The organism is Lyngbya sp. CCAP 1446/10 (assembly GCF_026130175.1).
Taxonomy (GTDB): Bacteria; Cyanobacteriota; Cyanobacteriia; order Cyanobacteriales; family Microcoleaceae; genus Microcoleus.
The window spans coordinates 23,558-44,448 of the sequence record NZ_JAIGNI010000008.1; the positions used below are offsets into that span (position 1 = coordinate 23,558).

Consider the following 20,891-nt stretch of genomic DNA (forward strand, 5'->3'; position numbering starts at 1 on the left):
CAAATATTAAAATTATTACGGTGTGCGGTTGTTGGATAGTCGATCAGGGCGATCGATCTTTTCCTAACAAATGCCTTGAGTGTTAACATTAAAATTAAGTATAATAGCAAACTATCGAGATAGGAAAAAATATATGTCTCAATCTGTTGTGCCAGCAGTCGAAGAAAAAGTGTTCGATACTTCGCCCACATTAACCTTTGAAGAGTACAAAGTTTATCAAAGCAATGATGATGTAAAATATGAACTGTACAAAGGCAAATTAATACCAATGGCAACGGCTAGCGCCTTACACACAAGTATCTGCGAATTTTGGGTTTACAAATTGCAGCGTTACCTAGCTGAACACAATCTCGATGTAGTAGTAAAAACTTCCGTAGGAGTCAGAACAGAAGATGCGACATCGCGAATTCCCGATGTAGTTGTCTGCACAGAAAGTTTGTGGCAACAAGCTCTAGCAAGACCCGGTTCCGGCATCCTTGACTTTGATGAAACACCGTTATTAGTAATAGAAGTGGTGAGCAAAGATCGGCGGGCAGATTATGTACTTAAACGAGGAGAGTACGAACTAGCTAACGTGCCGGAATATGTGATTGTCGATCCAGCCGAAAATAGACAGCGGGTGCGAGTTATGGCATTTCTCGAAGGTGATGACATTTATACAGAACTAAATTATTTACCTGGTGAGGAAATGGTATCTGTAGTATTTCCCAATCTGAGATTATCAGTTAATGAAATATTATGTCCGCCATTGGTGGAAGGGTTGATTAAGGAAGAACAAGCGCGATTGCAGAAGGCTGAAAGATTGGCGGCGAGGTTGCGGGAATTAGGCGTAGATCCTGATTCTGTGTAGGATATTGGATAAAGTGCGCGATCGCAGCTATCGGGATCATGAATCGCCCTTGACGCATCTCAATCATCCAGCAGCAAGTCGCGGAGGAAATAAAAGCGATCGCGCCCTAAATTCTCGCCTTTAATTCGCCCTGCATAACCTGTCAGCGGAGAAGAAAGTTCTACTAACATTTCGTGCAACTCTTCGCGGGACAACTTCTGCGGTGGGTTAGACATTGAATACGCGCCGCTAAGAACATCCACACTTGCTCGTTCAGAACCAGTATTTTCGTGATATTTTTTCAGAATATCCAGAACGTGCGATCGCAATTTAAGATTTTCCCAAACTCCGTCAATGTAAAGATTAACTTTAACATCAGCATCTTCGCCAAACGGTTCTTGCTCTAAACACGGTTTTAAGTCTAATAAATTAACTGAACCGGGGTGTTTAGCTTTCAATTCAACAAGTTTTTGCAATGTTTCAGGGCGAATGACATTCATGTGGTTTCCGATAGCAGTTTGTTTAGCGTGTCTATTTAACTGACCAGCGGCCATAATTATCTTAATACAGCAGTTGTATTGTTCCTGAAGATGCTTATGTCCTAACTTGATCAGTTGCGCTGGCGTTCCATCAGCTACGGTTTCACTTTTGGTAGCTTTGCATTCTCCCACTACCTGATAGGGAGTTTCACAGTAGAAATCTAAGCCGCCAGCGCCCCCGGTTGATTCAGGATCGAGACTGGCTTCTGGTTTCCTGTTAGAATTTCCGAAACCTAGCTTGATAAAACCTTTGCGGACTAATTTTTCAAAGCCATAACCGTCGCTAGAGTTGCCGATTTGTGAAATTGTTTGAATCCAACCTAAATCTGGATCTGGTTGTGTTATTGGTGATTTTTCCGACCAACCGAGAAACATTTTGATTTCTGCGTCTAGTTGTTTAGCTTTTGGGTTGGTGGTGGATAAATGCACTAATGCACTTTGCAACTCTTCCAATTCTGGATGTTCGGGAGGCTCTAGTTTTTCCAGTTGTTGGCGGCGTTTGGCAAAGATAGACTCGCTCAACACTGGCGTTGAATCAGTCACAGTTAGGGATTTTGGCAAAGATACAAAATTACCGCTGGGATGCACTGGCATTTCCAGCGGCTGAGGTAGCAGATAAACGCGAAGATAAGCTAGAAAAATATAAGGTTTTTCTAGGAGGGTTTGCTGTAATGCCTCTGTTGTCCAGACTGTTAACTGCGACAAAGCCTCTAATGATTCTGGATCATTGAGCATTTGGCACAATTCACATCTAGCCCAAGCTTTAATGAAAACTTTCTCAGAATTTAACTGAGCAAGTGCCTTTTGAGCAACAGGCAAAAAACTTGAGCGATAATGTTGTTCGTGAGGCAGCAAATTAATCGAGATATCGGCTGGATAGAGGGCAAATGTTCGCCCCGGATTCAGAAACATCCGAGGCATAGCTGCAATCATTCGTCCTTGGATTAAAGCTTCAATATCTGGATTTGGTAAAGCCAGAGCTGTTTGAAGCAAAATTGATTTGCTCATGGTTAACTAAATAGGTCACTTAGATCCCCATCATCTGTATCATCATTGGTGGGAGGGTTGAAAATGTCTTCTAGAAGTAGGTTTTCATCTTCATCGTCAACCACAGGCATTTCACCGGAGGGATCGCTCAAAATTTCCCGCAATAAAAGATTCTCAAAAGTGAGCTGCTTCTGAGATATGAAATCAAATATCTGGTCTTCTGTTAAATTGTAATCTCGGCATTTTTGACAAACAGCACGGAGAGCCAGTAGTGGCTTTATTTGCTCTTCAATCAAATACACTACCTCACCGCCTTTTTCAACTGACACGAGTTCTTCTAGAAGCTTGTAGGCTTTAGAGTTTTTCTTGATTTTATCTATTTTTGATTGGGAACGGACTAGACAACCGCGCGTCAAATCAAATTTTTGATAATCAGTTAAGCGCTTTAATCCAGCAACTAATTCAGCTTGAGGAGATTGGATGACTGCAACCCCTATCTTGATAGCTCTGCCATTTTCGGTGCCAATTATCTTGAATTTAATCCAATTCGCATTTGGTATTTTGGGTTTGATTTCTGCGGTAATATCATCAATTGTTACATTATCTACCGTCTGACCTTTCAACGTTTCAAAGCCAAAGTAAATAGCCTTAGCAATTGTGGAATCATTTTCGATATCCTCTCCGATATCTGCCTCAAGTTCCTTATTTAAAGCAAACTCAAACCGCTCAATAGGATTTTCTGGAAGTTCAGGCATTGGAGGCATGAAAACTTGAAAATTCTCGGCACACCAGTTCAAAGCTTCGCGTACCGTTGGCTTACCTCTGCCATGTTCTCTCAGTTGACTTTCCTCAAATGGATAGAGCGGATGAGGGGGGTTTAAATTCCTGACTTGATAAAAATCTTGCAACCATAGTCCGACTAAATCAACTAAAGAATCGCCATTCAAGTATTTTAAATCGATTGGTTTTTTCTGCGTGTATGTTGAAACTCGATCGGGTATACCGCCAGTCATTACATTCACTATGTTTATCCACGTATAGGGCATCATCACTGTGATAATAACCAAACCTTGACCGAGATCGGAGTGTTCGAGAGTATCGTACAAACGCTTAACTAGATCGGCAATTACCTGCGGTGTTGTCAAGCCATCATCTCTACAACTTGTATTTAGATCTATTTCATCAAAACAAATGATTACAGGACTGTAGTAACTCACCAAATTTAAAATTTGCTGGACATTATTCAGAGATTCGGCTTCTCTGTCCTGATTAGTTTTGCCGGAATTAGCCGGCAATCCTAGTTCCTCAGCTTTAGATTTATCTAACTCTTCACCAGATAACCATTTGATAGCAAAAGGTGTTTCAGATTCTGATAATGTCCACAAAACAGCTCGAACAATATAAGGGTCTACATTTGATTTTGTTTTGAGAACTTGCTTAGTTAGGGTGTTGATGAAATTTCTATTTTTATTAGCCCAACTAGCGCATACTCTGTCAAATCGATCGAGAAGTTCTTGAGCAGAAAGATTTGGTGTAGCAGAATTGATAGCTTTAAAACCTTCGTTGGCCATTGCTGCCGCTATTTCCTGCCATTGCATGACATCTTGGCTTCCTGTGTGGCTCAAACTGTTAGCTAAAGTTTGCTGAAATTGGTATTTTATCAAGTTTAAATCGGTGTAATTATTAACACTGGCATAAACGAACAGAGCACCTCCATTACTTTCTAGTCTGTGGCGAGTTCGGCTCAAAATGTGGCTTTTTCCCATTCCCTGTTGAGCGGTTAATACCAGTGAAGTAACTTTTTCTTGGCTGGATTGAGTAGTCTGTACTTTTTCAACAGCCTGAAAAATGGCATCGGAAGCGTGAGCATTTAAAGTTGGAATATCGGGGAAACCTTTTCCCCAAATATCTTGTTCTTTGACAATTCCAGCTTTGGTAAATGGATTGTGATTTTGGATGGCAGCATTGAGGGCTTCTATCGGAGAAACTGATATATTGTTCATAGCGATCGGGTGTGAGGTAACGAACTACAAAAAGATTCAGGGCTATTTTATGAATTCAAACGCTTGGCGTAATAACGGAATGCACCACCAGGAATAGTGATAGAATCTTCACGTTTATCTGAGGTGATGTCTTGTGTTTCTCCAGCCATTAGCTGAAAAATGTCATTAGCCTGCATTTCCAACAGCCACTCGCTGAACTGAGAACGGCTGACTTTTTCGCCAATTTCTCGCCGCATCCGATAAATCGGCACCAAATCGTCTAAGTTATAATCCCGGTTCAAGCTGTCATACACATCGATCGCCAAAGCCTTAAAATTGTCATAGGATGCGATCGCACTTTCCGCCTTCTTCCCCGCCCCCACAGCAACACCCGCCGCACCATCCTGATGCCGAATCCACTTCAGCAAAGCATTTCCCAGCCGAGTACCGATTTGAGAACCATCAAACTCAAACAGAGAATCGCGACTTTGCAGGCCATCCGCCAAAACCTCCTTCCCCTTCGCGCTCAACTCCAACCGCGTCACCCGATTTACCAGCGAATACTCAATCGCCCCAGCTTCCTGCAACTCCGCGAGCACTCCCAGATATTTCTGACTCGTCTCATTAGTGCGAACAATCCGCTTAGTCAAATCGCCCTTTTTAACCGGAATTTGACCTGCGCCCAAATCCCACAAATTCAGTAACACTCGAACTTTCGCCTTCGCATCCCAAACCGCTTGCTCTTGGGGTGTCAAAGTTTTAGGCACCGCAATTTCATTGTTCTCAGACATATTCATACCTTCTAATATCTATTGTTAGTATCAAATTTTACCAGAAATTTGGCTGAAAAACATCTAAACTTCTCAGCAAAATAACGCACGAGGCTGCGCACAACATACAGCAAATTTCATTTAAAAATCATTGGATTGACTAAAATTTGCTTATTTGATACAATGACTGGTTGGGCGATCGATCGCACTTCAAAATATCTACAGTCAATAAGATCGATCGTACATTTCAATCTAAACAATCCCCATCAAAGCCAGCTACAGCTTAGCAACCTCAACAAATATAGCGCTCCCAACCGCAGTCAACCACCAGCAAATCAGCTTAACTGCGACTTTAGTTCAATGCCCGATTCCGCCTTTAGAAAGACGCATTCAACCTACACATCTCGTTACATTGCAATCAAAGCATTGAAGAGAATTTTACCCATGAAAACTATTCCCGACCAAATTGCAGACATCAAAGAAAAACTGCCAGATTTCACTCCCACCCCTCCCGGTTTAAAAGCCCAAGTATCCAGCCACGACCTCAAAGCCCGCTTAGATTGGGGCGAACCCGGACTCACAATCATCGACGCGCGCGATTTTGAAAGCTTCGACAAAAGCCGCATTACCGGCGCCGTACCGATGCCAATCGACGAATTAGTGGAGCGCGCCAAATCCAGCCTAGAATTAGTTCGCGACATCTACATCTACGGCGAAAGCGACGAACAAACAGCAGAAGCCGCCAATCTTCTCCGCGCCGCCGGCTTTAGAAAAGTAGCCGAACTCAAAGGCGGAATTCCAGCTTGGAAAGCCATCGACGGCCCCATCGACGGCGCTGTAGAACACGGTAATCCCGGCCCCGACGCCTACAACGTTTTCTCTCGCCTGCAACAGCACGCCAAAGCCCAGAAAACCAACAAATAATCTCACAGAATACCTAGATACCCGACTTCTTGAAGATGTCGGGTATTTAACAAAACAATTTGTTTGTAATAAGGACTGGAACCCTCTCTAAAAGCTTGTATTCACTCAGCACTAAAGTCCTTAGTACAAATTTAATGGCGCTCGTATAACCGGACTATTTCTTAACAATCCTGGACGCAAAAAGTGCTGTGACACACTACTTATAGCCTAAGGTGCAGCGCCCTCTACATAAACAGTGCGTCCAAGACTAATTAACACTCATTCCTCGCGTCCAAAAATGCTTTGACTTCCCTTAAAATTTGCCTATTCCCATCAAAAGTAATCAGCTTAACTGCATCCTCAAAGGAAGTCCAAGCCGAATTTTGAACTTCCTCTACTTGCAACTGAACTTCCATTGAATTTACAAAAGCCAAAAAGTAAGTAACAGTCTTTTCAATTGATTCTCCTTCCTTCGCAGAGGAATAATGTTGCACCGAACTAGGCTTCCCTTCCTTAACAAAGGAATAACGTTCCACAAAACTAGGCTCCTCAAGCACTTCACAATCGCGGATGCCAGTTTCCTCATTAAACTCCCGCTTCGCCGTTTCTAGCGCCGATTCCCCCGGATTCGCGTGACCTTTGGGAAACGCCCAATGTCCGGCTTGATGTTGAATCAACAAAAATAAACTATCAGTTTCAGTCGCAAAAACTGGCACAATGCCAAAAGCTTCATCTTTCATCTTTCTTCTCTTTCCTATTAACTATCGTGTGCTTATTATAGTGCGCGAAGGTAGACTTCGTGTGCGTAGTCTCGAATTCTATTCGCCCGAAACTACAATTCCCAACCCAACCGAGTCGGCTGTTCATAAACCCGCTTCAAAGTATTAACATCCCTCGCAGAAATAGCCGGAGGATTCCGCACCTGAGAAAAATAAAGCACATCAGTTTCCAGCAAACTGTGGCCCCAAATTCCCAAAGCGTGTCCCAACTCGTGCCGCGCCGTCGCCGGAACATACTTACCCACTTGATTCGGATTCAAATACACCGAAAACCGATGAGATAAAACAGTTTTATCCCCATCCCGACGATTGTACAACTCATAGGTAGATTCCCCAGAGCGCGATCGCAAAACCCCTTGACGCACAGGCGGAACCTGACGTAAAATTCTAATATCAGCCACCTCGGAACTATCCACCACTTCCAAAGGCAAATAAACCCCCCATTCCCGGACAACATCCAAAACAGCCGTTATCCATGCTTGAGACTTATTAGCATCAACCGGATCAACATAAACCTGAATCGGAAACTTCGACCACAGCAAATGACCGACAGTCGGCGGTTTAACCTGGTCAAAATAATCACCGCTATCCGTTGCATCTTGCCAATTGGCCAGCATTGGCGGCAAAGCGTGAACCTGTGCAGCCGGCCAACTATTCGCCAGAGGAGAAAGACTCACCGCCAGAGTATTAACCTGAGTAAAAATTATCAGGCTAAAACAACATAAAGCCAATCCAAAACCGAGCAGCAATCGAGCTTTTATCGTAACTTTCCACAACCGCATTTTTATGACCACAGATACACAAAAACAAACGCAGATAAATTCAGATTATATCAACTTCATCTGCGTTCATCTGCGTTTATCTACCTACATCTGCCGTTAAAAATCCTAATCTTACAACTTAGGAGTCAACCAACCAGCACTCAAAATTACAGTCAAACCCATAAAAACAATACACAAACCCCAAGTAATTCGGTTCAGAGTCGTTTCCGCACTCTTGGCGCTCGTAAACAATTGAGCTTGGCCACCAATCCCTCCAATGCCATCGCCTTTAGGACTGTGTAGCAACACCAAAATCACAAGTCCGAAAGCAGACAAAGACCAGATAACTTGTAACACAGCAACAATATTCATAAACAAACTCGGTAAGTGGGAAACTCAGAGACTTTAGTCCTGAGAGGGAAACTCAGAGACTTTAGTCCTGAGAGGGAAGCGGCTCGGCGATTTCAATCGCGTTGAATCTTTCCATTACCGCCTTGGGATTGGTTGGTTCGGTGTGCTTTTGTACTACACTTTCAACGGGACAGTTACCGTTTCAAATCTCCCAATCCTGTACGCATAATGTTTGGCATTTCTGCCTCTCCCTTGCGGGGGTGATGTTAGCTTCGCCAATGTTATAAGGGCTTGTTGGGCTTGTGACACTGTTCCAGGGACTTTAGAACTGTTTAATCACAAGCGACAGAGCAGAAAACTAGCTTCGCATTCGCTGGTGTCGTGACCTAAATAACGTAGTCAGTTAAGACTTAGGCTGGTCAGAATAGCTTGTTAGATTTCTCTTTCAAGCTCAGTGGCTTTAGCCCTGAGTTCCTGACAATTCGGGGTAATTGGTAATTAGTAATCGGTAATCTATGATTATATCAAATTTGGTCGATCGCACACAACCTCACTTATGGACACAGCACTGCCTTTCCGAAAGTGTCAACAATCGCCTGGAAATCTTTGTATATCTCGTTCGCAGCCAAGGCCAGATCCCCCCTAGCCCCCCTTAAGAAGGGGGGAACCGGAGTTTTCTCAAAGTCCCCCTTCTTAAGGGGGATTTAGGGGGTTCTAGACTTGGATACAAACCAGAGATACAAAGGTTTTCAGCCTTAACTTGACACCTCTGGGCACGGTGCTGTGTCCCTGCGTGTATCCTGACTTGCTACAGCCGCACCCGCACCGGAGTGCGATTAGCGCGAACTTCAAACTCAGCCGGCTCAATCATAGAACGTCCCGTCATCTCCGGCGGCTGAGGCAACCTCAACAGCTCCAGAATCGTCGGCGCAATATCAGCCAAACAGCCGTCCGCCCTCAGAGGAACCTCAGTTCCATGAGCCGGAATCTTCAGACCTTCGCCCTCTATCAGAATAAACGGCACCGGATTAGTAGTGTGAGCAGTCCAAGGATTCCCATTCTCGTCGAACATCACCTCAGCATTTCCGTGGTCAGCAATAATAATTGCCGTTCCTCCAGCTTTACTAATGCCCGTCAACAGCCGCCCCAAACATTTATCCACAGTTTGAACCGCAATTATCGTCGCATCGATCATCCCCGTATGACCAACCATATCCGGGTTAGCGTAGTTAAGCACCACAAACGAATAAATCCCCTTGGATAAAGCCGCCAGCGCCACATCCGTCACCTCAGCGGCGGACATTTCCGGCGCCTCATCGTAAGTCGCCACCATCGGACTCTGCACCAACTCCCGGTCTTCCCCCTCAAAAGGCTCTTCCAGACCGCCATTAAAAAAATAAGTCACATGAGCGTACTTTTCAGTTTCCGCCGTCCGCAACTGCCGCAAACCGTGCTTAGAAATCACCTCGCCCAGAATATTGTTCAAATTCTGCGGTTCAAAAGCCACGAGTACCGACGACAGTTTTGGGTCGTACTGAGTAAAACTCGCAAACGCCAGTGGCTCAATTAACTGCCGTTCAAACCCATTGAAATCGGGCGCTACAAAGGCCTGAGTCAACTCTCTAGCCCTGTCCGGGCGAAAATTGAAGAAAATCATCCCATCCCCGGATGCCACAGATCCTGGGGTAATCCGAGTCGGAATCGCAAACTCGTCGGTCACTCCTTCAGCATAGGATGCCTGCAACACATTAACTGCCGATCGACCATCAGGTGCGCCCTCAATCGTCATCACCTCGTAAGCCCGCTGCACCCGATCCCAGCGTTTGTCCCTGTCCATCGCGTAATAGCGGCCGCTGATGGTAGCAATCCGACCCACTCCTACCTGTTTGATATAACCTTCAATCTTGCCTAGAGCTTCCACGCCCTCTTTCGGAGTAGTATCGCGGCCGTCTGTAATCGCGTGGATACAAACCTCAGAAATTCCCTGTGCCTTTGCTAGCTTTAGCAAACCCAAAATATGACTCAGATGCGAGTGTACTCCGCCCTCGGAACAAAGACCAGTCAGGTGCAACTTGCCGCCCCGACGGCGCACTTCCTTGCAAAGTTTAACCAGCGCCCGGTTTTCGAGCAAAGAACCATCTTCGACAGCATCCGAGATCCTTACCAACTCTTGAGGAACCACGCGGCCTGCGCCCAGATTTAAGTGACCGACTTCCGAGTTGCCCATTTGCCCGTCTGGAAGCCCTACCGCCCGGCCCGATGTGTGAATCAGAGTTCTGGGATAAGCTGCCCAGAGACTGTCCATCACGGGTGTTTTCGCTAAGGCGATCGCATTTCCGTCTTTTGCTTCACGATAACCCCAGCCGTCTAGAATAATCAGCACTACAGGAGATACAGAGGTTTGTGCCATGCGAATACCTATTTACAATAATTAATTTCTCGATCGTCATGATTTCCGATTTTGCGGAACATCTTCCGCTCATCAGTTTACAGATTTTTGACGCTTCGGCCCAACAATCCCAACCAAAATTCCCTCAGCCGCAGCATTTTGGGAACTAATTTCAAGCTGCTTTGCTGTTTGTTTAATTGATTGCCTTGCCTTGAACTGTGAATCTAAACTCTGAGACTGTTACCCGATCGCATCAACAGCGGGCGGATTTTCACATAGAGTTTAACGGTCTGTGGGTCTTGAAACACTCAAAACGATACCACACTTGGCTGCGTTTTGCTACTGCCTCAAGAAATAAATTCAACTACAAATTGCCTGTTTTGACTCCGATGCTGTTATGCGATCGAGGTGCTGAGAACTCACATCGGGCAAGAATTTCATCAACTTAGTTTTTGGCTGATTTGATTGAGCCTGCACATCACCGCCCCACTGAGCCAACTGCCACCGCAGCGGCCGCAGAAATAATTTGGGCGATCGCGCTCATCCGCTGGAGAATCACTTTTCCTACCATAGAAATGCCTTGATTGATTCAATAATGTCGAAAAGCGCTCGGCATTAAAATCCTAACCGGTTGCGAAAACCCAACGCCCCTCCAATATCAAATCGTCAAGATTAACTTGGCAATTTTCAAGTGATCGCATAACATCGAACAGATAAACTTAAAACGACAACCTGCTTTAATTGTAGAGTCTGGTTGGCGCGGAAATTAAGCATTTAGGGGCGATCGGCAATGCACAAACTTTTATATTTTGCGACTATAGGACTACTAGCTTTCTCGATCGGAGGCTGCGGCGACGGAGGCAGCAACACAGCCAGTCCCAGCCCCAGTCCCAGTACAGCTTCTCCGTCTCCGGCAGCCTCCGGCAGCCCCACCCCAGGAACTCAGACTTTTTCGTCCCCAATCGTCGCGGCCCAGCCACCAGGGTTAATTCGATCGACCAATCCCGACGAACGCGCCAGACAAGCTCAAACAGGCATTGGCGACAACAAGAACCAGGCTAAAAAAACACCCGCTGGTCAGCCCCTATCCCAAGGCCCATTGACGCCAGCCAATACCGGTCTGTCAGACCCCTTTGCAGTCCTTCCCCCGATCGCAGTTCAAAACCCAGCCGGATCTGCCGAAGTCGCAGCAGGGCCGATGACAGTCAATCTGTTGCCCAAACTGCCACAGCGACTGGTTGCCACGATCCCTACACTGCCAGAGCTATCCCGCCCAGTCCAAATTGGAGGAACTAAGCTCAGAGGCCCGGCCGCTCCCCAAATCAATCTCAGCCCGACAGCAAAAGGCGTTGTCAGCGAGTTCAGGACGCTTCAGGCTCTGCTGGATGACACCACAAAATATTCTGAGTACGGTACGGATCTGGGGACATTAGTCAGGACTATTTACGGAAAAGAAGGAGAAAAGAATTCAACCAGACGAGAGTTACTCCTAACTAACCGGCCATTCTTCCGAAGAATAGAAAAGACCCTGGATGAATATGTGACAGCCTCTAGGTTGTGGAACCTTTACGGAGACAAATCACCTGCTGATGCTCTCCGGTGTTCCATCGTGCCCGAAATTGCAGAGGCAATTGAGGTATATCGACCGCCGACAGAAAGAAGGGGGGAACTGTCCTGCGTGACGCGAATAAATTTGCTGCAAGCAGTTTGGCGGCAGGGCAAGAATAGACTTGATGCAGCCGTCCGCGATCAAGACTATGAGGGGCGAACCATAGCAAAAGCACCTATTCTGCCAGTTCTATCCGAAACCCCGACAAATCCTGAGCCCGCAGGCGAGAAGGCCCTAGGTCGGGAAGTAGCCTCGTTGCCACAACTACCAGGGCTAAACCCCCCGCCAGTAGGACGCCGCCCAGCAGGAAATCCGCTAATAGCAGCCAGACAATTAGGAGATCCTTCTCTGCCGGGAGGCGAAGGCGCGCAAGTTGGCTCGCCGCGCCAAGTTCCAGCGCTGAATGCTCCGAATTTGGGCCGTCGCGCCGCCGGCGAGCCTAGCCTGCCCGGAGGAGATGGCTCGCAAATAGGCTCGCCGCGCCAAGTTCCGGGGCTAAATACGCCGAACTTGGGCAGTCGTCGTCAAACTCCAGCAACAACTGCCGGTACAAATCCGCGTACCGCTACGAATCCGCGTACCGCTACGAATCCGCGTACCGCTACGAATCCGCGCCGTCCAGCACCCCCGCGGCCGCCCCAGCCAATTGCAGCTAGACCCCTAGGAGTGCCGAATCTGCCACCGCTGCCAGTAGATAAGCGCCCGCCCCAGTGGGTAGACCCCAATCCGCCTCCGATCCAGCAAGCGCCGGCAGTTCCTCCACCGCCTTCTACCGACCTCGCTACAGGTACTGAAGTCAGCGGGGTAGTAAAAGTTGGGAACGAGACCCAAGTGATTGTTAGAGTACCGAGTGAACCAACAAGTCGATATGTCAAAGTAGGACAACGACTGTCTAACGGGCAAGTTTTGGTGAAGCGGGTTGATCTTAAGTCAGGAGGAGATCCGATCGTGATTCTGGAGCAAAACGGCGTTGAGGTAGCCAAATCAGTTGGGGAAAAAGCCCCAAGTCGCGATCAAAAACCTGTGAATGCCGTGATTAGCCGTATGCCAAATGCTAATAAGGTGACGGGGCGCTAAAAATTGACGATCGAGCCGGAAAAATGCTAAAGGCAAAAACTCTTAATTTTTGCCTTTTTGTATCCAGGTCTGATATCCGAGTCTGAAAGTAAACTTAATATAGAGTTAGTGAAGCTCTGAAAAATCACCATTAGGTATGAAAAAATATGGGATATTTCAGCAAGTCTTAGCTTCTCTAAAATCTCTATTACTATTTTGAAGTCAAAGGAGATTTCCCATGCTCGGTTCAATTCAAAAATTAGGGATGGCGATATTAGTTGCTTCTTGTATCGGCGGCGTCGCTAATCTCTTTAATCCCCAGCCCTCAATGGCTCAACCAAAAGACGAAGCAAAAAAAGAAGAAGGCAAACGCCCTCCCGTCTGCCAAGGCAACCCTCCTACTGGGAGAGTGAAATGTAATTATGAGGGGGCCGACAACTACGAGGGAGACTTCGTGAACGGCTTGCCCGACGGCAGGGGGCTCTATGTATACGCTAATGGCGATCGCTACGAAGGACAGTTTAGGAATGGAGTTCCTAATGGTAGAGGGACATTCATTTTTAAAGATGATGCCCGCTACACAGGCGTGTTCCAAGACGGCACGATGAGATCGGGGACTGTGGTTTTTGCCAACGGCGAGCGCTACGTTGGAGAGTTCGCAGTCGTGATCAACGTGACAACTAAAGTCATTAGTAGTCAACCTGCTGGGCGGGGTCAGTTTTTTTACTCTAACGGCGATCGCTACGAAGGACAATTCTTTGCAGGCTCGCCCTTTGGGCCTGGGGTATTAGTACGCAAAGACGGTACTCGCTGCTCTGGTAGGTTTTTTAATCCAGAACTTGATGCTTCTGTTACCTGCAATTATCCTAACGGCACGCGCTATGAAGGAGAATTGCGCAAGGGACTGCCTCATGGTGTCGGGACGATGATCGATGTTAATGGCAGACGCTTTCCTGGGGTATTCCGTAACGGCAAACCCGGACTGTCGTAAAGGATAAATTGAGCTGTCAAGGCAAGTTTTGACAGGACATCAGACAAAAGGCAAAGGACAAAGCAAGATAATATCCAGAAACGCATAGGAGAAAATTGATTAATGATTTCCCCTTTTAAAACCAGTGGAATCGCTCTATTAGTTGCATCAGTGTTGGGAATTGGTAGTTACGCGACTTATCCCTTGCCATCAATGGCGCAAGCAGGAGGAGGAGCTAACAGCGGTCGTTGTGTGCCTGCGATCGCTACGGGTAGAGTTAGGTGCGATTACGACAGTGGCGATAGCTACATCGGAAGCTTCGTTAACGGTTTGCCCAGCGGCACCGGGGTATATGTCTACTCCGGTGGCGATCGCTATGAGGGGCAGTTCCGTATGGGTCAGCCAAACGGTCGAGGACAATTTATATTTAAGGACGATGCCCGCGTCGAGGGTGTCTTCCGAGATGGCAAAGTTAGCTCCGGGACAGCTATTTTTACTAATGGCGATCGCTATATTGGGCCGTTTTCTCTCGATCGAAAGGTGGGTGTGCCAACTGGACAGGGGCAATTCATTTTTGCTAATGGCGATCGATTTGTCGGTCAATTCTTGGGGGGCAAGCCTTTAGGTGCAGGAGTGTTCACCCGCGCCGACGGTACCCGGTGTTCGGGACAGTTCTTTAGTCAAGAACTCGATGCTAGGGGTACTTGTGCGTTTTCTAACGGTATCCGCTACGAGGGAGAGTTGCGGAAGGGATTGCCCCACGGCAAAGGCACAATTATTGATACCCGTGGCAAGCGTTTTCCGGGAGTGTTCCGCGACGGCCAGCGGCTCGAACGATAAATCTGGAATTAATGCGATGGTTAGCAAGTGAGCAACGGCTAAACAAACAGAATACCCACCTCCCCGACTTCTTTAAGAAGTTGGGGATCTCACAGAAAAGCGTTGATCCTAAATAATATCAGGATCGACTCCTAACTCTCGCAACTTCGCCGCCAATCTTTCAGCCCGTTGTTCAAGTTCCCGCGATCGAGCTTGTTCTTCTTTAATCAACCCTTCAACTAATGGCGGAAACAGTATTTCATTCACTGACAATATCAGATCGGGAAATACTACAGATACCATTTGTTGCCCCGGCACAAAATCTGTTTGCGTATAAATTTCTTCACCTTCAATAAAGGCTAAAACTCGCACCACTTGCTTGTTAGGTGTCGGGTCAACAATCACATATTCTGGCACGTTAGCTAGTTCGTACTCGGCTCGTTTAATAATATAATCTGCCCGCCGATTTTGACTCACTACCTCTATCACTAACAGCGGCTTTTCTTCAAAATCGAGGATGCCAGCACCTGGTCTAGCAGCAGCTTGTTCCAAAAGAGTTTGAGTGCAAACAACTACATCAGGAATGCGGGATTTATCTTCTTCTGTCCTCACTCCCAAACTTGTTTTTGCTACTAAATCAAGATTATGTTCAGCTAGATAACGCTGCAACTTATAAACTAAATATTCGCAAATTTTGATGTGTAAAACTGTTGCTGTTGGCATCGGAATTAATTTGCCTTTGTACAGTTCATATTGTAGATCGGAATCAGTTTGATAAAATCGGTATTCTTCAAACGTCAAGGTGGGTGAAGTATCAATTTGCTTTGATTCAACAACTGGCACTACAGATTGAGACATATCTTTTCACCGATGTCGATATAATTCTATTATATTCAATCTGCCTCAATCTGTGTGCATTTGCGGTTAAAAATTCCCAATTATCGATCGCACTCGCCACCAGAATTGTCAGAAAATAGTTGAATAGTGTAAAATCAATTTTGCGATCGCCAATTTAACTCGACCTCACCCTTCAATACACCATCCGAGTTCCTATGTCAATCAAAAAAATTCTTTCCATAGCCCTGTTAGTTTTCATCCCCATTTCCATCGCCGCTGAGTATTTGCACTGGGGTTCCCTCACAGTTTTCATCACATCCGCTTTAGGCATTATACCTCTGGCGATTTGGTTGAGCACGGCAACAGAAGAAGTGGCGATCGTCACAGGGCCATCCATAGGCGGCTTATTAAATGCAGTCTTCGGCAATGCTACGGAATTAATTATTGCCATAGTTGCCCTAAGAGCTGGCTTAATTGACATCGTGAAAGCCAGCATCACCGGCACAATTATCAGCAACTTACTCTTAGTTATGGGATTTTCCATGCTGCTAGGAGGAATCCGTTACAAAGAACAAGAATTCAAGCCAATTATCGCGCGGGTGAACGGTTCCACCATGACTCTCGCAGTGATTGCGATTCTGCTGCCGACAATGGTAATTTACACATCCAATGGAGTCGAACCCGCAGCGATTCAGAATCTTTCGTTGATAACTGCGATCGTCCTAATTGCAGTTTACGCGCTAACACTGCTATTTTCCTTAAAAACTCACAGCTATCTTTACGAAGTCAGCTTGCTAGAACTAGAGTCAGAAAATCCTCAAAATGATGAATCCACCGCGCACAAACCGAATTTGTGGCTGTGGATAGGGGTGCTAGTTGCTTCAACTATTGCCGTTGCTTTTGAATCAGAAATTTTCGTGGGTGTTGTCGAAGAAACTACCAAAGGATTGGGATTGACACCGCTGTTTACAGGGGTTATTTTGTTGCCGATTGTGGGCGGCGCGGCCGAATATGTAACTGCGGTGGGAGTTGCGATGAAAAACAATATGGATTTGTCAGTTTCTGTCGCAATGGGTTCGAGTTTGCTAGTTGCTTTGCTGGTAGCGCCGGTGTTGGTGATTATCGGTATAGTGATTCATCAGCCGATGGATTTAAACTTTAATCCGTTTGAGGTGGTTGCGGTTGCCATTGCTGTGACAATCGCTAATCTAATTAGTCTCGACGGACGTTCTAATTGGCTGGAAGGAGTGCTACTTTTAGCAACATATATTGTGTTAGCTGCGGCATTTTACTTTCACCCAGTTACTTGAAGTAATAGACAAGATTGTAGAAGTTATTTGCATCAAATTTTGGGACAGGCTAGAAGCCCATCCCACAAGAAAAAAAAATTGTGGGATGGGCATCTTGCCCGTCCTAAAAAATTTTCCCCTAATGTAAAAATCTTGTGGGATGGGCATCTTGCCCGTCCTAGCTATTTTTGCAATCTTTTCTAGTGTTTAAAATGCGACTAAATCGCGCCACTTGTCTACTGTTTTGTTTCCGACTCCTGGCAAGTTTTCCACATCCTCCCAAGACTGAAAAGGCTGTTTTTCCCGCGCTGCAATAATTTTCTGGGCTAACTTCGGGCCTACTCCTGGCAAAGTTTCTAATTCTTCCTGAGTTGCGCTATTCAAATTAACTAACTTTTTGCCAGAAATTTGAGATTTAGCATCGGCAGATTTTGATGCTGCTTGCACTGATTCGCACTCTTTTTTTTTCGCGTCAATTCTCTGTTTGATGCGGTGGGGAATTCCCAAGATTGCACCTTTGTACAGCCGATCGAACTCCCGGTCAAAATGGGCCCCAATTACCGGGCTGTCGATCGCCAATAATGTCTCATCATTCCCGTGATTTGCAGCCTCACTCCAGTTGTGAGAGCCTGTAAGCACCGTTTTGCCGTCGATCACACCGAATTTGTGGTGCAGGCGATCGCCCATTGGCAACAGCGGCACTCCCACCGTAGCGATCGGCTTTCTCCACGGGCGATTGTCAGATTCCAATCGGCAATCTTGCATCAAAGTCCCCCCCATCATGTCTAAACCTTCGCTGTAAGGGCGATAAATGAAATTTGAGTCAATCAAAGCTCGCACCGCCACACCGCGCCTAGATTCAAGTTCTAGAGTATTTGACAACCGTTGAGCAGAAAATACAAACAGTGCCAAATTAACCGACTGTTTCGCCTTTGCTAAAGTTTGATTTATCAAACTGTTAACGCTTTTTTCCCAAGGCAAAGTCGCACTTGTTGGTGAAAATTGCACCGCAATAGTTGCATTACCAACTATCACTTTTTGGACTGGGCGAAACGGTTTCTTGATCCCAAATTTGCTATCCGGTTTACCTCCTGGCCCGTCACCCCACATGATGTTAAATTCTTGAGTAAATATTTGCGCTAATTTAGGGCTGGCAATTTGCAGCAAATTGTTCGCATTGCCGCGACTGGCTGCTGTTTTGAAATCGCCGTGGATATCGCTAGTTGTAAAATTAGCAGAAGTTACTATAACTATTTTGCCGTCAATTACTACAAATTTGTGGTGCATTAAACCGCTGCCTTTACTTCCATCAGCAGTATCATCAATTACAGGAATTCCGGCATCTTTGAGAATTACAAAAGCATCATTTTGCTTGATTTCTTCCGGGCTTAATTTGCCGTCTTTATTGGTATCGGCGAGTTGCAAAAATTCGCTGTAGCGATCGCGCTCTCGATCGGGTAACTTCACTAACTCCTGGGCTGTATAATCGCTCCAAGGACGATTGTACAGATGTTCGACAATTAATCTGACTTTAATTCCCGATCGCGCGCGATCGGCCATTTTGCGCGCAATACCGGGCAAGCGAAACTCCTGAACTGCCACATCTACGGTCGATCCAGCACTTGCTATAGCCTCAGCGACCAACTTTTCTAAATCATCACCAGGTCGAGTTTGCGGGCGATAAGGCTCTGTATAACTCGAAGTGAGCGACTGATTGAAGTATACTTGCAACAAGGGGTCTTGAGGCAACGGAGCCGGACTGGGAGGTAAATTCTGCACGTCCTGCTTGGCTTGTCCGCAGGCCGTCAGGGCGATCGCCAGCAGTCCAGCACAGCAAAAACCTGGTAAATTATCATAAAGTACAGTCACAAAAATTTTAAATTTTATTGAGGTCATCGGTCTATTCACAGTTCAAAGATATTCGATCAAGCAAAGTTAAAACTATTAAATTTATGAAACGGAATAGATTTTGCGTCTTGTAGAACTGCCACGATGCCGGAAGCATCACTGGTAGGGTAGCAGCATTCAGGGGCGTGGATCAAACCCGATACTGCTGCTTTATGGCTAAAAGAAAAACAATTTTTGATTGCGGTCACAAAGGATATGGTAAAGCGTGCCATCGCTGCACGCAAGAGTTGATGGCGCAGCAGCAATATGTTGAAATGCTGGCAGAAAAACAAACCAAAAAACAAGAGAGGGAAGCATCATTTGCTAGAGATGCGATCGATCTTAGAGGTCTGCCAGACCATGTAGTTACTAAAGCTCGCGCTATTATAGCAGCTTTGGGGGAAAATAAGAATTACAGAGATTTCGGAGGCAAACGTCTGCGTCACAACCGCTGGATTGTGAGTATTCCTGTAACACGCAACTACAGAATGCTTTGTGAAGATTGCGGCACTTTCTTAATTCCCCAAAAAGTTTTGTCCCACGAAGAGTACAACGTTTGTAAACCAGGAAGTCATTAAACAGTTGACAGTTGATAGTTGACAGTTGACAGTTGGGAGTTGACGGTGGATAGTTGGGAGTTGACGGTGGATAGTGGACAGTTGGGAGTTGGGAGTTGGCATTTGGCAGTTGTTATCAGTCATAATTTAACAATCATGAGTCATTAGTCAATAATCATTAATGCCTTTAGGATAAGTGCCTTATTCATTAGGTAGTCATTCATTCATTATTAGTTCATCATTTAATTAAAGCCATGCAAATTTACCTTGACTATAGTGCCACAACACCCACACGCCCAGAAGCAATTGATGCTATGCAAAAAGCTCTAACTCAACATTGGGGGAATCCTTCTAGTTTGCACGAGTGGGGACAAAGGGCGGCGACTGCTTTAGAATTAGCCAGAATGCAGGTTGCTGGGCTGATTAACGCGCTACCGGAATCGATGATTTTTACTTCGGGCGGTACGGAAGCGGACAATTTAGCAATTATGGGAGTTGCCCGTCTTTATACAAAACCGCAGCATATCATTATTTCCAGCGTAGAGCATTCGGCAGTATCAGAAACGGCGCGACAACTCGAAGAATTGGGATGGGAAATAACGCGATTACCAGTCGATAAATATGGGCGAATTCATCCTTTGGATTTGCAAGAATCATTGCGATCGCACACAGTGCTAATTTCGATCATCTACGGACAAAGCGAAGTTGGTACACTGCAACCAATAGAGACTTTAGGACAAATTGCGCGCGATCGCAATATCCTGTTTCACACCGATGCAGTTCAAGTTGCCGGCAAATTACCGATTGACGTGCAGAAACTGCCCGTAGACTTGCTTTCGCTTTCCAGTCACAAACTTTACGGGCCGCAAGGTGCAGGGGCGCTGTACGTGCGTCCAGGACTCGAATTGGTGCCAATGTTCGGCGGGGGCGGGCAGGAGTTGAAACTGCGTTCAGGGACGCAAGCATTGCCCGCAATCGTGGGTTTTGGAGTGGCGGCGGAGTTGGCTTTGCAGGAAATGGATGTGGAAACGCCGAGGTTAATTGCATTGCGCGATCGACTTTTTGACCAATTATCTGACATACCCAGTTTAGTCCCCACGGGCGATCGATATTACCGACTGCCGCACCACACCAGTTTTTGCATCGTCTCCCCATCCTGTCGCCCTTACCAAAAGAGAGACACAGAGAGAATTACAGGTAAAACTATGGTGAGACAGCTAAATTTAGCCGGAATTGGCATTAGTTCCGGTGCGGCTTGTAGCAGCGGCAAACTCACACCCAGTCCGATATTATTAGCAATGGGATATGATGAAAGTGGCGCGGTTGGTGGAATTCGCTTGACACTGGGACGCGAAACCACGGAAGCTGATATTGATTGGACGGTAATTGCGATCGGGCAAATATTAGATAGATTAATGCCCAAAGTAGCATTGTGCAGGCATTAGAAACAATCTAAGAAACCGGGTTTTTTCCAATATCTTCGCATCTCACCAAAGATTGTCGCAAAAACCTGGTTTCTCGGTACCCACCCATTCTTCATCCGCGTCCATCCGCGTAAATCCGCCAACATCTGCGGT

General features: G+C 46.1%; 17 protein-coding genes. 8 read left to right on the forward strand and 9 right to left on the reverse strand.

Going from position 1 to position 20,891, the window contains the following annotated elements:
• Window positions 1–133 precede the first annotated feature (133 nt).
• Complete coding sequence (locus K4039_RS05680) at window positions 134–850, forward strand: Uma2 family endonuclease (RefSeq protein WP_265234164.1); 717 nt, start codon at window positions 134–136, stop codon at window positions 848–850.
• 59 nt (window positions 851–909) lie between these two features.
• On the opposite strand, the gene K4039_RS05685 is transcribed toward K4039_RS05680, so the two are convergent.
• Genes K4039_RS05685 through K4039_RS05695 form a run of 3 tightly spaced genes read right to left on the reverse strand, consistent with a single transcriptional unit; the run spans window position 910 to window position 5,128 of the window.
• Entirely contained in the window at window positions 910–2,376 is a 1,467-nt protein-coding gene (locus tag K4039_RS05685; RefSeq protein WP_265234165.1) for a DUF1802 family protein, read from the reverse strand.
• A gap of 2 nt (window positions 2,377–2,378) precedes the next feature.
• Window positions 2,379–4,358: an ATP-binding protein gene (locus K4039_RS05690; protein WP_265234166.1), complete on the reverse strand. Its 1,980-nt coding sequence runs from the start codon at window positions 4,356–4,358 to the stop codon at window positions 2,379–2,381.
• Window positions 4,359–4,405: 47 nt separating this feature from the next.
• Window positions 4,406–5,128, reverse strand: a complete 723-nt coding sequence (locus K4039_RS05695) for a hypothetical protein (protein WP_265234167.1) — start codon at window positions 5,126–5,128, stop codon at window positions 4,406–4,408.
• A 135-nt stretch (window positions 5,129–5,263) separates the two neighbouring features.
• Here K4039_RS05695 and K4039_RS29760 point away from each other — a divergent pair, with 135 nt between their 5' ends.
• Window positions 5,264–6,031 (forward strand): rhodanese-like domain-containing protein, encoded by a 768-nt coding sequence (locus K4039_RS29760; protein ID WP_321161554.1) that lies wholly within the window; start codon window positions 5,264–5,266, stop codon window positions 6,029–6,031.
• 251 nt (window positions 6,032–6,282) lie between these two features.
• Here K4039_RS29760 and K4039_RS05705 read toward each other — a convergent pair whose 3' ends face one another.
• From K4039_RS05705 to gpmI, 4 genes are all read right to left on the reverse strand, one after another.
• Window positions 6,283–6,750: a bis(5'-nucleosyl)-tetraphosphatase gene (locus tag K4039_RS05705; RefSeq protein ID WP_265234168.1), complete on the reverse strand. Its 468-nt coding sequence runs from the start codon at window positions 6,748–6,750 to the stop codon at window positions 6,283–6,285.
• Window positions 6,751–6,842: 92 nt separating this feature from the next.
• Window positions 6,843–7,571 carry a peptidase gene (locus K4039_RS05710; protein ID WP_265234169.1) on the reverse strand — a complete coding sequence of 243 codons (729 nt, stop codon included), beginning with the start codon at window positions 7,569–7,571 and terminating at the stop codon, window positions 6,843–6,845.
• Between the two features lie 111 nt (window positions 7,572–7,682).
• On the reverse strand, window positions 7,683–7,922 hold the full coding sequence (gene secG, locus K4039_RS05715) for a preprotein translocase subunit SecG (RefSeq protein ID WP_265234170.1): 240 nt from the start codon (window positions 7,920–7,922) through the stop codon (window positions 7,683–7,685).
• 787 nt (window positions 7,923–8,709) lie between these two features.
• A complete protein-coding gene (gene gpmI / locus K4039_RS05720) occupies window positions 8,710–10,311 on the reverse strand; it encodes a 2,3-bisphosphoglycerate-independent phosphoglycerate mutase (protein WP_265234171.1) in 1,602 nt (533 codons plus the stop codon).
• A gap of 769 nt (window positions 10,312–11,080) precedes the next feature.
• On the opposite strand from gpmI, the gene K4039_RS05725 reads away from it, so the two are divergent.
• The 3 genes from K4039_RS05725 (at window position 11,081) to K4039_RS05735 (ending at window position 14,765) form a co-directional block, all read left to right on the forward strand.
• Window positions 11,081–12,976 carry a hypothetical protein gene (locus K4039_RS05725; protein ID WP_265234172.1) on the forward strand — a complete coding sequence of 632 codons (1,896 nt, stop codon included), beginning with the start codon at window positions 11,081–11,083 and terminating at the stop codon, window positions 12,974–12,976.
• A 217-nt stretch (window positions 12,977–13,193) separates the two neighbouring features.
• A complete protein-coding gene (locus K4039_RS05730) occupies window positions 13,194–13,946 on the forward strand; it encodes an MORN repeat-containing protein (protein WP_265234173.1) in 753 nt (250 codons plus the stop codon).
• Window positions 13,947–14,048: 102 nt separating this feature from the next.
• Window positions 14,049–14,765 carry an MORN repeat-containing protein gene (locus K4039_RS05735; protein ID WP_265234174.1) on the forward strand — a complete coding sequence of 239 codons (717 nt, stop codon included), beginning with the start codon at window positions 14,049–14,051 and terminating at the stop codon, window positions 14,763–14,765.
• Window positions 14,766–14,873: 108 nt separating this feature from the next.
• Here K4039_RS05735 and K4039_RS05740 read toward each other — a convergent pair whose 3' ends face one another.
• Complete coding sequence (locus K4039_RS05740) at window positions 14,874–15,602, reverse strand: Uma2 family endonuclease (protein ID WP_265234175.1); 729 nt, start codon at window positions 15,600–15,602, stop codon at window positions 14,874–14,876.
• 194 nt (window positions 15,603–15,796) lie between these two features.
• Here K4039_RS05740 and cax point away from each other — a divergent pair, with 194 nt between their 5' ends.
• On the forward strand, window positions 15,797–16,891 hold the full coding sequence (cax, locus tag K4039_RS05745) for a calcium/proton exchanger (RefSeq protein WP_265234177.1): 1,095 nt from the start codon (window positions 15,797–15,799) through the stop codon (window positions 16,889–16,891).
• 186 nt (window positions 16,892–17,077) lie between these two features.
• Here the strand turns inward: cax and K4039_RS05750 are convergent, their stop codons facing one another.
• On the reverse strand, window positions 17,078–18,739 hold the full coding sequence (locus K4039_RS05750) for a DUF655 domain-containing protein (protein ID WP_265234178.1): 1,662 nt from the start codon (window positions 18,737–18,739) through the stop codon (window positions 17,078–17,080).
• 191 nt (window positions 18,740–18,930) lie between these two features.
• Here K4039_RS05750 and K4039_RS05755 point away from each other — a divergent pair, with 191 nt between their 5' ends.
• Window positions 18,931–19,335, forward strand: coding sequence for a hypothetical protein (locus K4039_RS05755; RefSeq protein WP_265234179.1), 405 nt, complete (start codon window positions 18,931–18,933; stop codon window positions 19,333–19,335).
• A 233-nt stretch (window positions 19,336–19,568) separates the two neighbouring features.
• On the forward strand, window positions 19,569–20,759 hold the full coding sequence (locus tag K4039_RS05760; protein ID WP_265234180.1) for a cysteine desulfurase family protein: 1,191 nt from the start codon (window positions 19,569–19,571) through the stop codon (window positions 20,757–20,759).
• Window positions 20,760–20,891 lie beyond the last annotated feature (132 nt).